Source organism: Psychrobacter sp. K31L (genome assembly GCF_017942195.1).
Lineage (GTDB): Bacteria > Pseudomonadota > Gammaproteobacteria > Pseudomonadales > Moraxellaceae > Psychrobacter > Psychrobacter glaciei.
Map to the genome: position 1 here is coordinate 1 of NZ_JAGKSC010000010.1, position 19589 is coordinate 19589.

A 19589-nucleotide genomic window follows, 5' to 3' on the forward strand; every position below is an offset into this window, starting at 1 on the left:
CCGATGGTACCGACGTTGACGTGTGGCTTGCTGCGTTCAAACTTGGCCTTTGCCATGGGTATTTCCTCTTTTTTTGGGGGCAGTGCTCAACTAGTATAAATACAATAATTGAGACAATCCTGACCACATTAAGATAATTGTTAAAAGGTCGCACATACTAATGTGCAGATATTATAAGAAAATCACGGCCAATAACAAGTCTTTTAACCAATTATTGACGTATTATTCAATGACAATATAGAGACCTGCCCTATATTGTCACCATTAAATAGACTTTACTTACTCGTCGCCATCTTTAGAGTTGAACTTAGAGATGATGTCAGCGGCTACTGATTTTGGAATCTCAGCGTACTTTTGGAATTCCATTGAGTACGTTGCACGGCCTTGAGACATTGAGCGCATTTGGGTAGCATAGCCAAACATTTCGGCTAATGGTACTTCTGCACGGATTTGCTTAGTGCCACCAGGCAGATCTTCCATACCTTGAACCATACCACGACGACGGTTTAAATCGCCCATGATGTCGCCCATGTAATCTTCAGGTGTCTCAACTTCAACTTTCATGACTGGCTCAAGTAGTGCAGGGTTTGCTGCCATGAAGCCTTTTTTGAAAGCGATAGAACCAGCCATTTTGAATGATAGCTCATCCGAGTCAACGTCATGGTAAGAACCGTCATACAATGTCGCTTTTACGCCAACGATTGGATAGCCAGCAAGTACGCCATTTTTCATGCGCTCTTGAATACCTTTATCAACCGCACCGTGGAACTCTTTTGGTACCGTACCACCAACAACTTCTTCAGAGAATTCATAAAGAACGTCGCCAGCTGGATCCATAGGCTCAAGACGTAACCAAACGTGACCAAACTTACCACGACCACCCGTTTGACGTACGAATTTGCCTTCTTGTTCAACCGTCTCACGAATCGTCTCACGATAAGCAACCTGCGGCGCACCGATGTTGGCTTCAACGTTAAACTCGCGCTTCATACGATCTACAAGAATCTCTAGATGCAGCTCACCCATACCACTGATGATAGTCTGACCAGATTCTTCGTCAGTGTGTACACGGAACGATGGATCTTCTTTAGCCAAACGACCTAAAGCGATTGACATTCTTTCTTGGTCAGCTTTGGTCTTAGGTTCAACCGCTAGGCTGATAACTGGATCTGGGAATTCCATGCGCTCAAGCGTGATAACATTGCTTTCGTCACATAGCGTATCACCAGTCGTTACATCTTTCATGCCAACCAATGCAGCGATATCACCAGTGCGGATTTCTTCAAGCTCTTCTTGCGTGTTTGCCATCATCTGTACGATACGGCCAACGCGCTCACGCTTCATTTTAACTGGGTTATAAACGCTGCCGCCCTGCTTGATAACACCTGAATAAACACGAACGAAGGTTAAATTACCGACGAACTTATCATTCATGATTTTGAAAGCAAGTGCTGAGAATGGTGCGTCGTCTGATGCTTCACGAGTACCTTCGCTTTCTTCTTTGTCATCAAGAATACCGCGAATAGCTGGTACATCTATTGGAGCAGGCAGATACTGAATAACCGCATCCAACATCTTCTGTACACCTTTGTTTTTAAAGGCAGTACCACAAAGTAGTGGAATGATTTCGTTATCGATAGTCAACTGACGGATAGCAGCGTTGATTTGATCTACTGTCAATTCGCCATTCTCAAGATACTCATTCATGAGTTCTTCAGAAGCTTCAGCAGCGTTTTCTACCAAATACTCACGATATTCTTCTGCTTTTTCTTGAAGTTCTGTTGGGATTTCGCGCTCGTCATATTCCATACCTTGAGACGCTTCATCCCAATAGATGGCTTTCATAGTCACAAGATCCACTACGCCTTCAAAGGCATCTTCTTTACCAATTGGAATAACCAATGGTACTGGCTTGCCGCCTAAACGAGTTTTGATTTGATCGATAACACGATAAAAATCAGCACCAACGCGATCCATTTTGTTTACGAATGCAAGACGTGGAACTTTATATTTGTTAGCCTGACGCCATACGGTCTCAGACTGTGGCTGAACGCCGCCTACTGCACAGTAAACCATGCAAGCGCCATCAAGTACACGCATAGAACGTTCAACTTCAATCGTGAAATCAACGTGACCTGGGGTGTCAATAATGTTGATACGATGTTCGTCAAACTGCTTAGCCATACCTGACCAGAAGCAAGTAGTCGCCGCTGAAGTAATAGTAATACCGCGCTCTTGTTCTTGCTCCATCCAATCCATGGTGGCTGCGCCATCATGAACTTCACCAATTTTATGACTAACACCGGTATAGAATAAGACACGCTCTGTCGTGGTCGTCTTACCAGCATCAATGTGCGCAGAAATGCCGATATTGCGATAGCGTTTTAGGGGAGTTTTACGAGCCATAGTGTTTTCCTAGGGAAATTCGTGTATATATTAATGTGTTGTATCTCTACCTCATACTCTATGACAAAGCAGTCAGCTTCGTAATATTACTTACTGATTATTGGGCCTAATACGGACAAAAAAAGAGCAAATACTTAGAATATAGCGGCATCAAATTGGGGATGCTGTCTATGAAGAACAGTATCCTTTTCAGGACAGCATCTTGACAGATGTCCGCCATCCAGATTATGTGAGTATTTTATTATCTTACGATGAAAAAATATCAATAACCTGATGAGGATGGCGGCAATCAATAGAATAAATAATTAACTAGCATAAACTATTGCTTTAAAACCACTCTTAACAAGTAGTCTAAAAAATAGTCTAGAAACGGTAATGAGAGAACGCTTTGTTAGCATCTGCCATACGGTGAACTTCGTCACGCTTCTTCATAGCGTTGCCTTTGCCGTCAGCGGCATCATTCAATTCGCCAGCCAAACGCAAAGCCATTGATTTTTCAGAACGCTTAGCAGCAGCTTCAGCTAACCAACGCATAGCCAAGGCAGTACGACGGGAGGGGCGTACTTCCATTGGTACTTGATAGGTAGCACCACCAACACGGCGAGCTTTTACTTCTACCATTGGGCGTACATTCTCTAAAACTTCTTCAAAGAAAGATACTGGATCTTCGATTTTACGTTTTTCACTGACTGTCTCAAGGGCACCGTAAACGATACGCTCAGCAGTAGATTTTTTACCATGACTCATTACATGGTTGATGAATTTTGCAACAGTTTGGCTACCAAACTTAGGATCCGGTAGGATCTCACGGGTAGCAACGACGCGACGTCTTGGCATAATAAATTTCCTTGTCTTCAGGAGTGTCCAACATTCACAACATCATACTCGTCATCATAGGACATAGTAATGAGTTGTCAGTTAGCCTTACTGCATGGTGGTATGTTTAGGTGTAGCTAGCCAATATAAAGTAATTTATATTAACCAATACTACTGTTGACACCAAACCCATGCACAGTTATTGGGTGATGCAAATAAGCTAAGCTAATATTAAGCTTTAGGCTTCTTGGCACCATACTTAGAACGACCTTGTCTACGGTCTTTAACGCCTGCGCAATCTAGTGCACCGCGAACAGTGTGATAACGTACACCTGGTAGATCTTTTACACGACCACCGCGGATAAGAACAACACTGTGCTCTTGTAGGTTATGACCTTCGCCGCCGATGTAGCTTGATACTTCATAGCCTGAAGTCAAACGTACACGACATACTTTACGCATGGCTGAGTTAGGTTTTTTGGGCGTGGTAGTATATACACGAGTACATACACCGCGACGTTGTGGGCACGCTTGCAACGCAGGAACTTTTGACTTTTCCTTGATGGTTTTGCGACCCTTGCGAATCAATTGGTTAGTTGTTGCCATAAGGCATCCTTCTCCCGTTTGGTATAAAACAAAAAAATGGGGAAATGCACCATCGATCTGACGCAATTCGCAGATTTCGGCACACCCATTTTTAGGACAGTATATTATAAAGAGTTGTTGCTGCTAATTCAACCACTTATGAGTTGTTTTACTTTACAACATTCGATATATATGCATTAAGCCTACCACTATAACACTTTATCTGTTCTGCACTGAAAAATAGCTGAAAAACAAGACGTTAAATACGGTGGTGTTGGCAGACTTACATACTATGAACACAAGCATTATCAATAAAAGATATTTAGAGGTAAATGCCTGGCAGTTCGTGACAACTAAATGGCGATATTATCTTACTTTTCAAGACAGCTAAGACAATATCGCTACATTTAAATATGGACGGTTGTTTCAATTTACTTATTTTGCTTATCTGCTGCTTTGTTTATGCTCTTTGATTTGCTGTCTGACGATTTGTTTGAGTTGTCTTTTTTGCTCTCTTTGTCTTCTGGGTCTTTGCGCTCATCGTTACTTTTATCATCAGAATTTTTGCTATCAGTACTTTTATCAGCACCTTTCTCATCATTGCTGGCGGTTTTGCTCACCTCTTCCTCGCTACCGCTATCATCGGTAATCGCACGATTGGCAAGTTTGGCTTCTGGGGCAAAAGTCGCTTGCGCCACACCGATCACTTCGTCAATGAGTTGGCTGTTATAACGCATGCCTACCACTACCGCAGTGCCTGGTAAAAAACGACGTATCCATGATAAATTAATTTGATCAAGATCGATACCTACCTGACTGGCAATATTGTCTACTTGTTCAGCATAGAAATTCACATTTTTGTTTTTAAGGCCTAGGTTTTTAAGCTCACTATGCAGACCATTGCTTTGCGCGTTGTCCAGCAAGCCTTTACCGATACCAATACCAGCAAGCAGCGCTTGTTTTTCTTGCATCTTACTTAGGTCAGCATTGGCAAGCAGCTCATATGCCATCTTGACGCCTTGCTTACCTGTTAACGGCTTATTATAAACCGCAGCCAATTGATAGACAGTACGCAAAGACACCAGCAATAACCATAAAGTATCAGCCAGCAAACCTGGTAATCCAGCCAAGCCCGTTAAGCCACCAATCGTAGCAAGCGCACGGTTTTGATTGGCAATATCGGTCGCCAGGGCATAACGCTCTTCATCGTCTAAACTTGCAACGCTAGCAAAACGATGCTCATTGGGCAGGTCAATTTGACTCCAAGTAGCGGCGAGCTTAGCAATTTGCGCAAAAGCGCCATCAACTGTCGATTGAAACAGGCTATTCGGCACTACTTTTTTGGCATACTTACCATAGGTAGCAAAACGAGTGCCTAATAATTGCTGAGTCGCCTTTAGGGTTTGTTCACGAAATAAATCTTGCTGATAGTCTTCATCACCTAAATCTACCGCTTTATAGTGACTCGGTTTACCCGTTTTTGCATTCATGCTATCAATCGCTGCACCCATACGTTCTAGGTTGTTGCGAGCAAAATAGCCAATAGTATTGATACCCTTAGAGAGAGTGCTACGCTTTGCCATCGTTATGTCCTTAATATGATGATTGGTCATTTTTTATAGTAGTAATGAATGGGTCATTTTAGCCAATGAGGCAAACAGCTGTCAGTGCGAACAATGTTATCGCGCTCACAAATTTTGTATCTAAAAGTACAGCTTATTCGTAGTTATCGACCTTTTCCTGCGTCTCTGCCCTACTTTTATCTGTATAAAAATAGCGGTATCTTAACGGCTAAAACCACGATTATCATATCGCAAAAAAGTCTGTCATGGCTACTTTTAACCGCAATCAATGTTTTGTGGTTATTTTGCACTTATCCAAAGATTTTGAACCCTTGATACGTTATCATATGACATAGGCTAAGGCATTAGCTGGCAATCATGTATTTGGTTCTATGATGATAAAAACAATCACTTTAGAGAAACCTTTAGAAGTTAAGTAGCCTCTAAAAGTTAAAAAACTTTTTAGAGTTAACATTTATTTAATTGTCTAGATTACCTTTAACCAGCTGCTGCTATCATAAAACAGCCATGCCAACCGCTACATAATAGAATGATGGACTCAAAAGCGATTATTAAAAGTAATTATCAAAAATCGTTATTAATAAGGAATAGAATATGCGCCGCGTTGTTATCACTGGAGCAGGGATTGTCTCTTGTATCGGACATGACTTAGCCACGGTTACTGCCGCTCTTAAGCAAGGGCAGTCTGGCATTACATTTAATGACTCTTATGCTGAACATGAATTTAAATCACACATTAGTGGCAGTATCGATAAAGCAGAACTCGACACCTCCGCTATAGATCGTAAGTTAAAGCGCTTCTTTAGTGATGCCAGCCTTTATGCATATGTCAGCGCCCTAAATGCGATTGAGCACGCTGGCTTATCGCTTGAGACTATCAATAGCAATCCACGTGTGGGCGTCGTAGCCAGCTCGGGCGGCGCATCGACAGAAAATATCGTCAATGCGATAGATGCGATGCGTGAAAAAGGTCTGCGCGGTGTCGGTGCGATGGCAGTACCAAAAACCATGGGCAGCTCGGTATCCGCCGCATTAGCCACTGGTCTAAAAATTCAAGGAGTGTCCTACTCTCTTGCTTCTGCTTGCGCAACCTCAACCCACTGTATTGGCCATGCCGCTGAGCTTATTCAGTTAGGCAAAGCCGATATCGTCCTCGCTGGTGGCAGTGAAGCTGAACACTGGACGCAGTCTTGTATGTTTGATGCGATGGGCGCAGTTAGTACTCAGTATAATGACACGCCAAAACTTGCCTCAAGAGCTTATGACAAAGACCGTGATGGTTTTGTGATTGCTGCTGGTGGCGCGATGGTTGTTGTAGAAAGCCTAGAACATGCTCAAGCACGCGGTGCCAATATATTGGCTGAAATCGTCGGCTACGGTGCCAGCTCTGATGGTGCAGAAATGGTCGCACCAAGCGGTGAAGGCGCAGTACGCTGTATGCAACAAGCACTAGCCGAAGCTGGTCTAGAAAGCGTCGATTATATCAACAGCCACGGTACGAGTACGCCACTAGGTGATATCACTGAGCTTAAAGCGATTGCTAAAGTATTTGATAATGATCTCAGCAAAGTACCGCCTATCAGCTCAACCAAATCGATGACCGGTCATAGCTTGGGTGCCGTCGGTGCGCAAGAATTAATCTATTGCCTATTGATGCTACAAGAAGGCTTTATCGCGCCAAGTATTAATGTTGAAAATTTAGACCCTGCGGCTGAAGGCTTTGATATCGTCACCGAAAAACGTGATGCCAATCTCGAAACCTTGATGAGTAATAGCTTTGGCTTTGGTGGTACGAATGCTACCTTAATTATCAAAAAGTTTGACGCGTAAATTATGCCCGCAGAAAATCATAAGAATACTGAGCAGACAGTTTCTGCCCTATCGCCAGCTACGCAACCTAGCTGGCGTTTTGGTGAGCTAACGGCTGCCGAATTAATACCACAACTGCAAAGTCATCTAATAGCAAAAGATACTGAAGCCAACTGGCAATTGGTTTGGTTAAGTAATGATGACCGACCAGTGATTGGTTTGCTCCCTAAAGTAAGCTGGTCCGTCCACTATGATGCTGCCAATAATAAGCCAACTGACGATCCGTCAGGCGCTTATAAAGTTAGTAAAAATTGCCGTGGTTCTTGTCTTGATGATAGCCCTACGTCAACAACGACATATATGAGCTATGCTAAATGGCAGGATGAATTAATTGCTTATAGCCAAGCTTGTGAGGATGCTAATAAAGACTCAAAGCCAGCAAGCGATGTAAATGAGAAGCCAAGTTATCATCATGGTCTGATAGGCTTTATCGGTTATGATATTGCTGCTCATGAGCTCAGCCCAGCTGCAAATATCGAGCTGGCAGCGCAGCCTTGTGCGGTATTAGGTCATTACGATATCTACCTAACCCCGTCTGATAAAGAAAATGGCTGGAGACTAAATACACTAGGTTTAAATACTGATAGCGAGGCAACAGACGCAATACTATCAGCGCTTATATCGTATTTAGACATGCTAGACCATGAATTATTCAATAGAAAAAAACCCTCTAATGACAGTGCATCATCGTTAGCGCCCTTAATATTGAACGAGCGCTGGCATAAAAATGATTATCAAAGGGCTTTTGCAAAAACCCAAGATTATCTACAGCAGGGCGACTGCTATCAAATCAATCTGACCCAAGAATGGCAAGGTTCTTTTGATAACAACCTCAACGATGATGGCATTTTACCGATGCTTATTGATTATTTACCTGCCCTACATCGGAATACAAAAGCTCCCTTTGCAGGGTACTTAGCCGCTAATCACTTTAACCAGGACATCAAAGACCATACGTCATTGCATCCGTTCGAATTATTGAGCTGCTCACCTGAGTTATTTTTTACTTTTACAAAAGACACTAACACCGGCAAACATCATATTCGCACCAAACCGATCAAAGGAACGATGCCGCGCGGATTGAATACTGCACAAGATAATGCTTATAAACAGCAACTGATCGATAGTGAAAAAGATCGTGCCGAAAACGTCATGATCGTTGATTTATTGCGCAATGATTTGGGTAAATATGCCAAAACTGGTAGCGTAAAAGTGCCGCAGTTATTTGCGATTGAGACCTTTAGCAATGTGCATCATATGGTTAGTACCATCACGGCTGAGTTAAAGCCAGATACGCATCCATTAGCCGTATTATTTGGCAGCTTGCCTGCTGGCTCTATTACCGGCACACCAAAAAAGCGGGCGGTTGAGATTATATCTGAACTGGAAACTGCACCACGTGGTGCTTATTGCGGTACCATGGGCTATATGAACTTTGATGGTAGTGGTCAATGGAATGTACTCATTCGTACCCTGCAAGCAAATGAATCGTTGATCGGCGCTAGAGAAGTCAGTTTATGGGCAGGCGGTGGTATTACTGTCGCTTCTGATTGTGATGCAGAATATCAAGAATGTCTCGATAAGGTAGGTAATCTGTTAAGTGTCTTAAGTCAAGAACATCTCTATAAACACACTTAAGCGTCATTCAAAAAGGCGACTAAAAAATCCTGCTAATGTTATGTTGAGCAGGATTTTTTATTACTACAATTTCAAACCATCAAGACCGCGAACGAGATATTAATCAGCAACGATTTCAGCCTTTTTCTGCAATGCTTGCAAAGCCTCGATTAAACGCTCATTCTGATCAGCCGTACCGGTCGTAATACGCAAGTACTCACTGATGCGTGGTTTGTCAAAATGACGGACGATGATGCCTTGCTCTCGTAATGCATTCGCTACCGTACTCGCATTACCCTCTTTTGGACGCACAAATACAAAGTTGGCATGTGACGGCAGCACTTGATAATCCAATGCCACTAAGTCTGCTGTTAGTGACTCACGCAGGTCAATAACCTGCTGACGCGTTTGCTCAAAATATTCAGTATCTAAGACGCTGGCCGTCGCCCCAGCTTGCGCCAGTTTATCGAGTGGATAACTATTAAAGCTATTCTTCATGCGTGTCAGTGCTTCGATTAATGAGATATTTCCAAAGGCCATACCGACGCGTAAACCCGCGAGTGAGCGTGATTTCGAAAAGGTTTGCGTCACAAGAATGTTGTCAAACTCATTAATTAAGCTCACTGCTGAAATTTCTGAATCTGAGCTGCCATCAACTGCCCCAGCAAAATCAATATACGCCTCATCAATCACAATCACTGCATTAGTGTGCTCGCCCGCCAACTTACGAATGTCGTCAAGCGATAATAATAAACCGGTTGGCGCATTAGGATTGGCAATGATGATACCACTGCAAGGCTGACGATATGCATCAGGGTCGATACTGAAATCCTCTTCTAGCGCAATTTGTATCAAATCGATACCAAAAGTCTGCGCATATACAGGGTAAAAACTATAGCTGATATCAGGGGCTAAAACGGGGCGCTCTTTTAGGAAAAAACTGGCAAAAACGAGCGCCAACACCTCGTCTGAACCGTTACCGACAAAGACTTGGTTTGCTTCAATACTATAAAGCTGTGCCAATGCGGCACGCAAATCATCAGATTCGGGCGCAGGATACAAGCGTAAATCATCCGCTTGCTGCTCTAAAACCTTTGCGATTGCCTCCCCTACTTTCGGTGAGGGTGGGAATGGGTTTTCATTGGTATTTAATTTACATAAATTGTCGTGTTGCGGCTGCTCACCAGGGACATAAGGTGACAAGTTACGCGCTTTAGATGACCAAAGTCTGGTATCTATCTTTGACTCACTCATAAATTATCCTAAAATTAGCCACGAAGACTATTAAAAGTAAATGTCTAAAAAAATGTCAAAAACAACTCTTAAACCATCCAAGCTATCTTACTGATAACGATAGCGAGCTGAACGTGCATGGGCTTCTAAGTCCTCACGCTGCGCTAAAATATCTGCCGTTTCAGCCAATGGCTTGCTGCCTGCTTCACTACAATAAATAATCGAAGACTTCTTTTGGAAATCATAAACGCCGAGTGGCGAAGAAAAACGTGCGGTGCCAGATGTTGGCAACACATGATTGGGCCCTGCGCAATAATCACCAATCGCTTCAGGCGTGTGACGTCCCATGAAAATAGCACCAGCATGACGAATGTCACTTAATAGCGCATCAGGATTATCAACAGACAACTCTAAATGCTCAGGGGCAATACGATTAATGAGCGCCAACCCTTCAGCTCTATCTTTTACTAATATCAACGCACCACGATTTTTTAGCGAATCACGAGCGATATCAGCTTTTGGTAATTCTGCCAGTGCTTTTTCAATTTCAGCGGCCACTTCTGCGAGCTGCTGTTCACTGGTCGTGACAAAGATAGCTTGGGCGATACGGTCATGCTCAGCTTGTGACAATAAATCCATGGCTAGCCAATCAGCGCGATCTTGCGCCTCGCCCTCTGCATAGACCAATACTTCAGAAGGGCCAGCAATCATATCAATACCAACTTGCCCAAATACCGCACGCTTCGCCGCTGCCACGTACTTGTTACCAGGTCCGGTGATTTTATCTACCGCTGGAATCGTTTCAGTACCGTATGCCAATGCCGCCACTGCTTGCGCACCGCCGATGGTAAAGACACGGTCAACTTGTGCCAAATGCGCCGCTGCCAATACCAATGGATTGAGTATACCTTTAGGCGCTGGCACCACCATGATCACTTCATTGACGCCGGCTACTTTGGCAGGAATAGCGTTCATCAATACAGAGGATGGGTAAGACGCCAGACCACCGGGTACATAGATACCAACGCGATCGAGCGCAGTCACCTTTTGACCCAAGCGATTGCCCAGCTCATCTTCGTATTGCCAAGTTTCTTGTACTTGGCGCTCATGGAAGGTCTGTACCCGTGTCGCTGCCGTCATCAATGCTGTTTTTACTTTTTCGTCAAGGTTAGCAAACGCCTCAGCAAGTGATTCTTTAGAGAGCTCTAGCTCTTGCATTGTCGTCGCTGGATGCTGGTCAAACTGCTGGGTTAACGCCAATACGACGCTATCGCCATCGTGGCGCACTCGGGCGATGATATCATCAACGGTTTTTAGTAAATTGGCATCATTGACCGTTTCAAAAGCAAGCAACTGTGTCAATTCACTATCAAAACTGGCATCTTGGGTACTTAACTGGCGCATGACCTCATCCTATGTCTGGGCATAAAATACTGCTAAAAAATAAACGATGGAAAAATAAAGCCAACGGTATAAATGTGGCAAAAGCTTTCGTCAGCTTATCTATAATTATTTTATTCAGATTATACTGAATACTTACTATTTGACAAGCCAACACAATAAAACCAGTTTAGCATGCTATGTCTATCATAGAGCGCTAAACTGGTTTAAAAATCTGCATGACCATGCTTTATATTATCAATACATACTTCATATTATCGATGATAGGCATCTTTATGCATTTCTGTTTTATGAGTTGCTAGCAACGCTGTTTTTAAAGCTATCCAAGATCGGCTCAAGTAGCGCAAATTTGCGCTTGTAGCTAACCTGATTGACAATCAAACGTGATGACACATCACAAATATGATCGAGAGCTTCCAGACCATTGGCGCGCAACGTATTACCTGTATCAACCACATCGACAATCAAATCACCCAAACCGACTAATGGGGCAAGCTCCATTGAACCGTATAGCTTAATGACATCGACTTGCTGACCTTGACTGGCAAAGTAAGCACGGGCAACATTGACATACTTAGTGGCGATACGTAGGCGGCGATTGGGCAGTGGCGCATCTTTTACGCCAGCGGTCATCAGCTTGCATTGAGCAATTTTCAAATCAAGCAACTCATAGACATGATTGGCACCATGCTCTAACAACACATCCTTGCCCGCTACCCCAAAGTCAGCAGCGCCGTGTTCAACGTAGGTTGGTACGTCGCTGGCACGCAGAATCAAAACACGCACATTAGGATTTGAGGTCGGAAAAATAAGTTTGCGTGAGGCTTCAGGATCTTCTAAAAGCTCAACACCAGCTGCGCGTAGCAATGGCATGGTCTCTTCTAGAATACGGCCTTTTGATAAGGCCAGTGTTAGACCTGAAAACTCATCATTTACTTCGTTTAATAAACCATTACTCGGTAGATTGTTGCTTGCTTCAGTCATAATGACATCGTGTCCATGTACAGTGAGTATCCTCACTAAAGAGGATTTTTTAAATTTATAACATCAAACGTTCAATTTTATAACGCCAATCCTAACAATAGTTGGCGCTACAAAATCTCATCAGCCAATCAAGCTTAATCGCTGGTTTAATCGTTGGTATTGATACGTTCGATATTAACCCCAAGCGCACGCAGTTTTTCTTCAACATGCTCATAGCCACGATCGATATGATAAATACGGTCGATTAAGCTTTCACCTTCAGCAGTCGCTGCCGCCATCACTAATGACATAGACGCACGTAGATCAGTCGCCATGACAGGGGCAGCCGTGAAATTTTCGACGCCTTTAACCACAGCAGTATGACCATCTACTTGAATAGATGCGCCTAAACGATTGAGCTCAGGCACATGCATATAGCGGTTTTCAAAGATATTTTCGATGAAAGTACTCGTACCATTCGCCAAGCAGGCAATCGCCATGACTTGCGCTTGCATGTCAGTGGGAAAGCCAGGGTGTGGCTGGGTACGGATGTCGACAGGCAGTGGACGACCTTTCATTTGGGCGCGAATCCAATCATCGCCACTGGTAATCACGGCACCCATGTCTTCGAATTTTTCTAACACAGGCGTTAATAATAGTGCAGAAGTGTTTTTGGTCAACACATCACCGCGAGTCATCAACGCGCCAGCAAGGTAAGAGCCAGTTTCGATACGATCCGGCACCACTGAATACTCACAACCGTGCAAGCGATCAACGCCTTCGATGGTCATGATCGAGGTACCAATACCGCTTATTTTGGCACCCATCGCGACCAACATATTGGCCAGATCAACCACTTCTGGCTCAAGCGCACAGTTACCCAAAACAGTCGTTCCCTTGGCTAAGGCCGCTGCCATAATGACGTTTTCAGTACCGCCAACGGTCACCATGTCAAAAGAGTAGTTACAGCCAATCAGCTTGCCACCTTTTGGCGCTTGTGCTTTTACATAGCCATTCTCGACACTAATCTCAGCACCCATCGCCTCAAAGGCTTTTAGATGTTGGTCGACAGGACGTGACCCAATCGCACAGCCGCCGGGCAATGAGACTTCTGCCTCGCCAAAACGCGCCAGCAATGGCCCAAGGACTAAAATCGAGGCACGCATGGTCTTTACCAAATCATACGGTGCATAGAAGTTATCAATAGTCTTGGTATCACAAGTGACGGTATCGTCCTGCTTTTGGATTTTGATACCCATGCCACCGATCAATTCAATCAACGTCCGCACATCTTGTAATGAGGGCACATTGTGCAATGTCGTTGGGGTCTCGGCCAATATCATAGCTGCCAGTAATGGCAAAGCAGCATTTTTGGCGCCTGAGATAGTAACTTCCCCTGCGATACGACTACTACCAGTGATTAAAAATTGATCCATAGAAGTGACAACCTAGCGATGAGTATTAAAAATAGTGAAAATCAGACTTATCGAACCAATCATTGTAATAATCGTTAAAACAATCCGTTCTTTAAAAGCCAATCGTATATAAAAAATTTAACCTTTTGACTGAACATCCCATTCAGCAGGCGTCAGCGCTTGAATATTGAGCGCGTGAATATCACCACTGGCGATCTTGTCATTGACTAACGCATAGATCGCTTGCTGACGTTGCACGGCGCGTTTGCCCTCAAAACTGGCATCAACCACGCGTACATCAAACTTATTACCTTGATTGGCAGCTTGAATAAAAGCGTCTGGGAAGTGAGTCTGTAAAAATGCAATCAAATCGTCAGCGTTCATGCTCATAAAATATTCTGCCTTAAAGTTTCAGATAGGGTATAGAGGTAAAGTGACGACATTATAACAAGAGTTGAAGCATCTTACAGTACTGTCTTACGCAACTGCGCCTAAGCGATTAAACCAGCACTAACAACACGGTTAAATGCCAAATATTTAAATAGCTGCAGTATGAGCAGACTTGACTATTTGAGCTTTTTATCCAAGTACGTTAATACTTGCGCACGCACATCATTGACCCATCGTAGCGGTGGTGCCATCGCACCGATACTGGTGGCATGGCTAGCCCCTTTGATTTCGCCGTTTTCCACAGTGACACCCGCCTCTTGCAGCGCTTTGGTCATTTTAATCGTATTGGTTGCATACACCACTTTGTCTTTTTCGGCAGTCAGCAATAGATATGGCGGCTGCTCACCTTTGATTTGACGATCTGGCATTACCTCGTCTGGCGTGGCATCAGCAGCAAAGGCTGTTGCGCTGTCAAATTTACGAAAGTCATAACTATAAGGACCAGCAATACCGACAACCGCTTTAATGTCTTTTGGCTTAACACCATAAGGCGCTAAAAAATCTTCATTAGCAACAGCAGCAACTGCATTGAATGCACCAGCAGAATGTCCGACCACCGCCAAGCGTTTTGGATCGGCATGCAGGCTGGTCGCATTGTCGAGGCTCCAAGCAATCGCTTGTGCCGCATCTTCGACATAATCAGGATAAACATGTTCAGGTGCTTTACGATAATTAATCACGGCGGTGACATAGCCTGCCTGCGCCAAGCTTTGACCAACAAAGGCGTACTGTTCTTTATTACCACTCTCCCACGAACCACCATGGACAAAAACCACCATTGGATAACTGTCGTTGATAGCGCTTTGGGCTTTCATCGCTTGTGCCAATAGCTTGGGATAATAAATATCTAAGTCTTGCGATGGCTCATCACCATATAGAATGTTTTTACTGACCCCAACGCCGCCACTTGACGTAATACCATTGACCACAGCAAGTGGTGACAAAGCTTGCGCATTTTGGGCAGCGAGTGCAATGCCGCCTATCGCCAATGCAGCAGTAACGCCTGCCCCTGTAAGTTTGAGCGTGCGGGCTTTAATATTTGGTTGTTCGGTATTGCGTGAATCAATAGCTGGAGCGCGCGTGCTTGAATCCTTCATAGCCAGTATTCCTATTATATTTATTTTCAATCAACAATGGATTGCCTTATAACAGCCGTATGGGTTCTGTACTTCATTCATCATAAAAAATAACGACGTTTTATGATGAATGAGCCTCACGCTGTCACACTTGTTTTTCACTTTTTATATCTTACTGGCTGGCTGAAGCATTATCGTGCTTTTACTGTTGCCACTGTTTAGGATTATTGTGATTACTTAACAGTGCGCTTATTGATTAAATACTTATTGACCCTGATAAAGATCAATATAAGGGCTGGATGACGGCTGATTAACCGACTCCCCTTCCTCTGTTATGACAATAGGTGTCGCAGTACTAGTAGCATTAGGCGTCACAGCGTTGTTTACATTAGAGTTAACGTTAGACGCTACATTAGAGTCAATAGCAGGCACCATCGTAGGATTGGCCAAATTATTTTCATACATAATATCGTCTTCAGCCAACTTCACCCCTCTATCATCGACGACGGTGGTCAGCAATACCAGCTCTGTAATACCGATTGTGTCGTTAGCGATATCAATCAGATGGCTTTGTTGGGTAGGCGTCATGCGCCCCATAATATAGACCACACCATTATCAGTCACTGCTTTGATTTGTGAGGCTTTGACACCGTCATTCGCTGCGACTTTTGCCAATAGCTTTGAGGTGATATAACCATCGTGAACGGTTGAGCTATAACCCTTCGAGGCACTAACATTCAGCTCGTTGTAGACACGGCGCACATCTGGCATGGAGCTGACAACTTTTTCGACTTCTGCTTTGATTGCCTCAGTTGGTACTTCGCCTGTCAATAACACTTCACTGTTAAAACTATCAATACCCATACGGCTGATTTGCTGTAGATCTTCTTTAAGCCCATAAACATTGATTTTGACCGTATGCTCAATACTGCGATCGAGCAGACGCTGTGGAATCGTGCGCTCGGTCATCGGCACGCCATAGGTGCCCTCGGTACTATTGGTCAGATAATTGGTGCTACAACCTGTACTGACGAGAACGAGACCTGTCATTAGCATAACGCCTATCGCTGTGCGACGTGATGAACCAAAAATAGCAGTGCGCAAATGCATCCGTGTCATTATTTACCTCTTAAAGCATGATGGTGACGATTGTATGAGATCAATTGGTTTAGCCGTTTTAACTGAGTAACTATCAAATATCAAATATCAAATATCAAATATCAAAATAAGAATTATCGACTGAGTAATCGCTAACGTCGTTGTTTCTACGACTAGCCATTTTCTTTCAATCACTTTACTTAATTTTTACGGTGGGCGGTTAGGTTTTTGGTAACGACAACATGGGGTCGTACTTTCTTTGCCTGATTGGTGACACAGTTAAAACGCACCATTACCATGCGCTTGCTATAAAAGCGCTTCTTAGCCATTCTGGCTGATTCTTCGATTTATTCGTAAAATCCCTGTTATTTTTATCCGTATTATTTACAGCAATGCTGTGAGTATTAACCTTATTCGTATCATAAGCAATCACATCAAAGCGGCACTCATAGTGACTATACTCAGGGTGCGCTTGTAAAAAATAACGAGCCGTCTTTATAATTTTACGTTGTTTGCTTGCCGTGACGCTAAGCGCGGCGTCACCAAAACCTGAATGCTGGCGCTGACGTACTTCAATAAATACCAGCGTCGACCACGCCTGCCCCGTCTCTAGCATTATTAAATCTAACTCACCAACTTTATGCTGCTGCCAGTTTTGGGTAATCAGCTGTAATCCTTGCGCTTGTAAAAACTCACACGCTCGTTGTTCAAAGCGGCTGCCTTGGCGCTGTTTTGGTGAAGTAAGGGTCAAAGGTTTATGATCTGCCATAGCGTCCATGGGTCTGGTCAACATTTCATAATTATCATAGCACAACATGCTAAACTAACCACTTTTGCGCCCTTTTGTCATTATTGATTGTTCATTATTTACCTGAACGATATATGATAAATGCCAGCGCCACCTTATTTTTTAATTCCAGTTTTTAATACTTCGAGGTTTTATGTCTACCCCTACTGCGATGCCAGCTTGCCTATATATCGTTGCCACGCCGATTGGCAATCTTACCGATATGACACCGCATGCGGTTGATATCTTAAAGCAAGTCGCTATCATTGCCTGCGAAGACACCCGCACTTCGGGTAAGCTGTTGTCGCATTTTGGCATCGACACTAAAGATAAAAAAAGCAGTAAAACGGACGATACCAAAGTGCCAGCCACTCATAATAACTTGGATGATTCTGAGGCTGTAGGTAAGCAAAAAGGACACAATAAGCTTTGGGCATACCATGAGCACAATAGCGCCATTCAAACGCCTAAAATTATTGAGATGATTCAGCAAGGTCATTCGGTCGCCTTAATCAGTGATGCCGGTACGCCGCTGGTCAGTGACCCTGGTTATCAATTGGTGCAAGCTGCCCATGCTGCTGGGGTTACTGTGTCGCCTATCGTTGGCGCTTCTGCGGCGCTTGCTGCATTGTCTGTAGCGGGATTACCGTCAGACCGTTTTAGCTTTATTGGTTTTTTACCAGCGAAAACCCATGGTCGCCAAAAACAGCTGACTGCTCTAAATTCACGCACCGAAACATTGATATTTTATGAAGCACCGCATCGTATTATTACCAGCTTAGAAGATATGGCGACGATATTTGGCGCGGATCGCGACGTGACTTTTTGCCGCGAATTGACCAAAACCTTTGAGACCGTCCGTAAAAGTACGCTAGGCGATTTGGTTGAGTTTGTCAAAGCAGATGATAATCAGCAGCGTGGCGAAATAGTCGTGGTGGTCGCTGGCGTTGATGCGGCACAAGATACTGACGATATCAGCATCCATGACAAATTATTGCAAAGATTGTTAGAGGATTTATCGGTCAAAAAAGCCGCTGCATTGGCGTCCGATATTACGGGTGTCAAAAAGAATGCCCTCTATCAGCGTTTGCTTGAGCTACAAGCCGAATGACTTTCCACTATAAAAGATAAGCGTTTATAATTTAATTGAGGAGAAATAAGCAATGTACGATGTAATGGCGATAGGGAATGCCTTGGTTGACCACGAATATGTGCTATCTGATGCAGCGTTGGAAGAGACAGAGTTGACCAAAGGCAATATGACCTTGGCAGGTATTGAAGAGCAGCAGCAACTGTTGGCCTACTTCCAGCTTGCACAAATTGCGCCATCAAAACAAGCGGGTGGTGGCTCAGCAGCCAATACCATGTACGCCTTTGCCAGTTTAGGTGGCAAGCCGTTTTATGCTTGCCGTGTGGGCGATGATGATCAAGGCGCCTTTTACCTCAGGGACTTGCACGAAGCAGGTGTCGCCACCTCAGACAAATCTATCCATGAAGGCGGTGTAACTGGATCTTGTGTGGTTGCCGTTACAGAAGACGGTGAACGCACCATGCAGACTTATCTAGGCACCTCAAGCGATATTGTCGCTGATAACGTCGATTTTGATGCGCTAACGCAAGCAGATTGGTTATACCTAGAAGGCTATTTAGCCATGTCCGAGGGCATCCAGCCAGCCATGACTCAGTTACGTCAGCAAGCTGGCATTCATAATGCAAAGATTGCGGTGAGCTTCGCTGATCCAGCGGTGGTTAAATTTGCCAAAGACGGTTTGCTCAATATGCTGGGCAACAAAGTGGCAGTGATATTTTGTAATAGTGAAGAAGCCAAGCTCTTTACGGATAAAAAACAAGTCAAAGCAGCCGCGCGTGCCTTACTTGAGCATTGCCAAATTGCGGTAGTGACGGATGGCGAAAAAGGCGCTGTTATCGCTCATAAACCTGATGCCGAGTCAGAGATTGTGGTGCATGATATTGCTACGCCAGTCGTTGCCAATGTCATCGATACCAATGGGGCTGGCGACAACTATGCGGGGGCGTTCTTATACGCGTTATCGCAGCAGTACACCTTACCAGAATGTGGTCATCTTGCCAGCGAAGTGTCCGCACAAGTGATTCAACAATTTGGCCCACGACTCATGCCGCAGGATTATAAAGATATTGCCAAACGGGTACTGTCCGCTTAATCTCTAAACATATTTTAGGACATCACAACCCTAATAAAAAAGCCCATATCGAATCGATATGGGCTTTTTCTTTTGCAAATTATTTAGTTTTAATAAATCAAAAACTT

Annotated in this window: 16 protein-coding genes; 4 read left to right on the forward strand and 12 right to left on the reverse strand. The window is 44.0% G+C overall.

All coding sequences use genetic code 11. The annotated features are described in order from the left end of the window. Positions 1-279: 279 nt before the first annotated feature. The 4 genes from fusA to J5X94_RS12595 form a co-directional block, all read right to left on the reverse strand. Positions 280-2406: an elongation factor G gene (gene fusA, locus J5X94_RS12580; RefSeq protein ID WP_010200606.1), complete on the reverse strand. Its 2127-nt coding sequence runs from the start codon at positions 2404-2406 to the stop codon at positions 280-282. Positions 2407-2769: 363 nt separating this feature from the next. Then, positions 2770-3243, reverse strand: coding sequence for a 30S ribosomal protein S7 (gene rpsG, locus J5X94_RS12585; protein WP_010200608.1), 474 nt, complete (start codon positions 3241-3243; stop codon positions 2770-2772). A gap of 210 nt (positions 3244-3453) precedes the next feature. After that, entirely contained in the window at positions 3454-3828 is a 375-nt protein-coding gene (gene rpsL, locus J5X94_RS12590; RefSeq protein ID WP_010200611.1) for a 30S ribosomal protein S12, read from the reverse strand. Between the two features lie 410 nt (positions 3829-4238). Beyond that, positions 4239-5390, reverse strand: a complete 1152-nt coding sequence (locus J5X94_RS12595) for an EcsC family protein (RefSeq protein WP_210541464.1) — start codon at positions 5388-5390, stop codon at positions 4239-4241. 594 nt (positions 5391-5984) lie between these two features. Between J5X94_RS12595 and J5X94_RS12600 the strand changes: the two genes are divergently transcribed. Then, complete coding sequence (locus J5X94_RS12600; protein ID WP_210541465.1) at positions 5985-7220, forward strand: beta-ketoacyl-ACP synthase II; 1236 nt, start codon at positions 5985-5987, stop codon at positions 7218-7220. 3 nt (positions 7221-7223) lie between these two features. After that, on the forward strand, positions 7224-8897 hold the full coding sequence (locus J5X94_RS12605) for an anthranilate synthase component I family protein (protein ID WP_210541466.1): 1674 nt from the start codon (positions 7224-7226) through the stop codon (positions 8895-8897). Positions 8898-8996: 99 nt separating this feature from the next. Here the strand turns inward: J5X94_RS12605 and hisC are convergent, their stop codons facing one another. From hisC to J5X94_RS12645, 8 genes are all read right to left on the reverse strand, one after another. Then, entirely contained in the window at positions 8997-10130 is a 1134-nt protein-coding gene (gene hisC / locus J5X94_RS12610) for a histidinol-phosphate transaminase (RefSeq protein WP_210541467.1), read from the reverse strand. 87 nt (positions 10131-10217) lie between these two features. Next, on the reverse strand, positions 10218-11513 hold the full coding sequence (hisD, locus tag J5X94_RS12615; RefSeq protein ID WP_210541468.1) for a histidinol dehydrogenase: 1296 nt from the start codon (positions 11511-11513) through the stop codon (positions 10218-10220). 285 nt (positions 11514-11798) lie between these two features. After that, positions 11799-12494, reverse strand: coding sequence for an ATP phosphoribosyltransferase (gene hisG, locus J5X94_RS12620; protein ID WP_210541469.1), 696 nt, complete (start codon positions 12492-12494; stop codon positions 11799-11801). Positions 12495-12640: 146 nt separating this feature from the next. Beyond that, positions 12641-13909 carry a UDP-N-acetylglucosamine 1-carboxyvinyltransferase gene (gene murA, locus J5X94_RS12625; RefSeq protein ID WP_210541470.1) on the reverse strand — a complete coding sequence of 423 codons (1269 nt, stop codon included), beginning with the start codon at positions 13907-13909 and terminating at the stop codon, positions 12641-12643. 117 nt (positions 13910-14026) lie between these two features. Then, a complete protein-coding gene (locus J5X94_RS12630; RefSeq protein ID WP_010200621.1) occupies positions 14027-14278 on the reverse strand; it encodes a BolA family protein in 252 nt (83 codons plus the stop codon). 176 nt (positions 14279-14454) lie between these two features. Beyond that, positions 14455-15435 carry an alpha/beta hydrolase gene (locus J5X94_RS12635; RefSeq protein ID WP_210541471.1) on the reverse strand — a complete coding sequence of 327 codons (981 nt, stop codon included), beginning with the start codon at positions 15433-15435 and terminating at the stop codon, positions 14455-14457. Between the two features lie 243 nt (positions 15436-15678). Beyond that, positions 15679-16533, reverse strand: coding sequence for a BON domain-containing protein (locus tag J5X94_RS12640; RefSeq protein ID WP_210541472.1), 855 nt, complete (start codon positions 16531-16533; stop codon positions 15679-15681). 271 nt (positions 16534-16804) lie between these two features. Further along, complete coding sequence (locus J5X94_RS12645; protein WP_210541473.1) at positions 16805-17329, reverse strand: YraN family protein; 525 nt, start codon at positions 17327-17329, stop codon at positions 16805-16807. A 124-nt stretch (positions 17330-17453) separates the two neighbouring features. Here J5X94_RS12645 and rsmI point away from each other — a divergent pair, with 124 nt between their 5' ends. Both rsmI and J5X94_RS12655 read left to right on the forward strand, forming a co-directional pair. Continuing rightward, complete coding sequence (rsmI, locus tag J5X94_RS12650) at positions 17454-18410, forward strand: 16S rRNA (cytidine(1402)-2'-O)-methyltransferase (protein ID WP_210541474.1); 957 nt, start codon at positions 17454-17456, stop codon at positions 18408-18410. Positions 18411-18462: 52 nt separating this feature from the next. Continuing rightward, positions 18463-19482 (forward strand): adenosine kinase, encoded by a 1020-nt coding sequence (locus tag J5X94_RS12655; RefSeq protein WP_210541475.1) that lies wholly within the window; start codon positions 18463-18465, stop codon positions 19480-19482. Positions 19483-19589 lie beyond the last annotated feature (107 nt).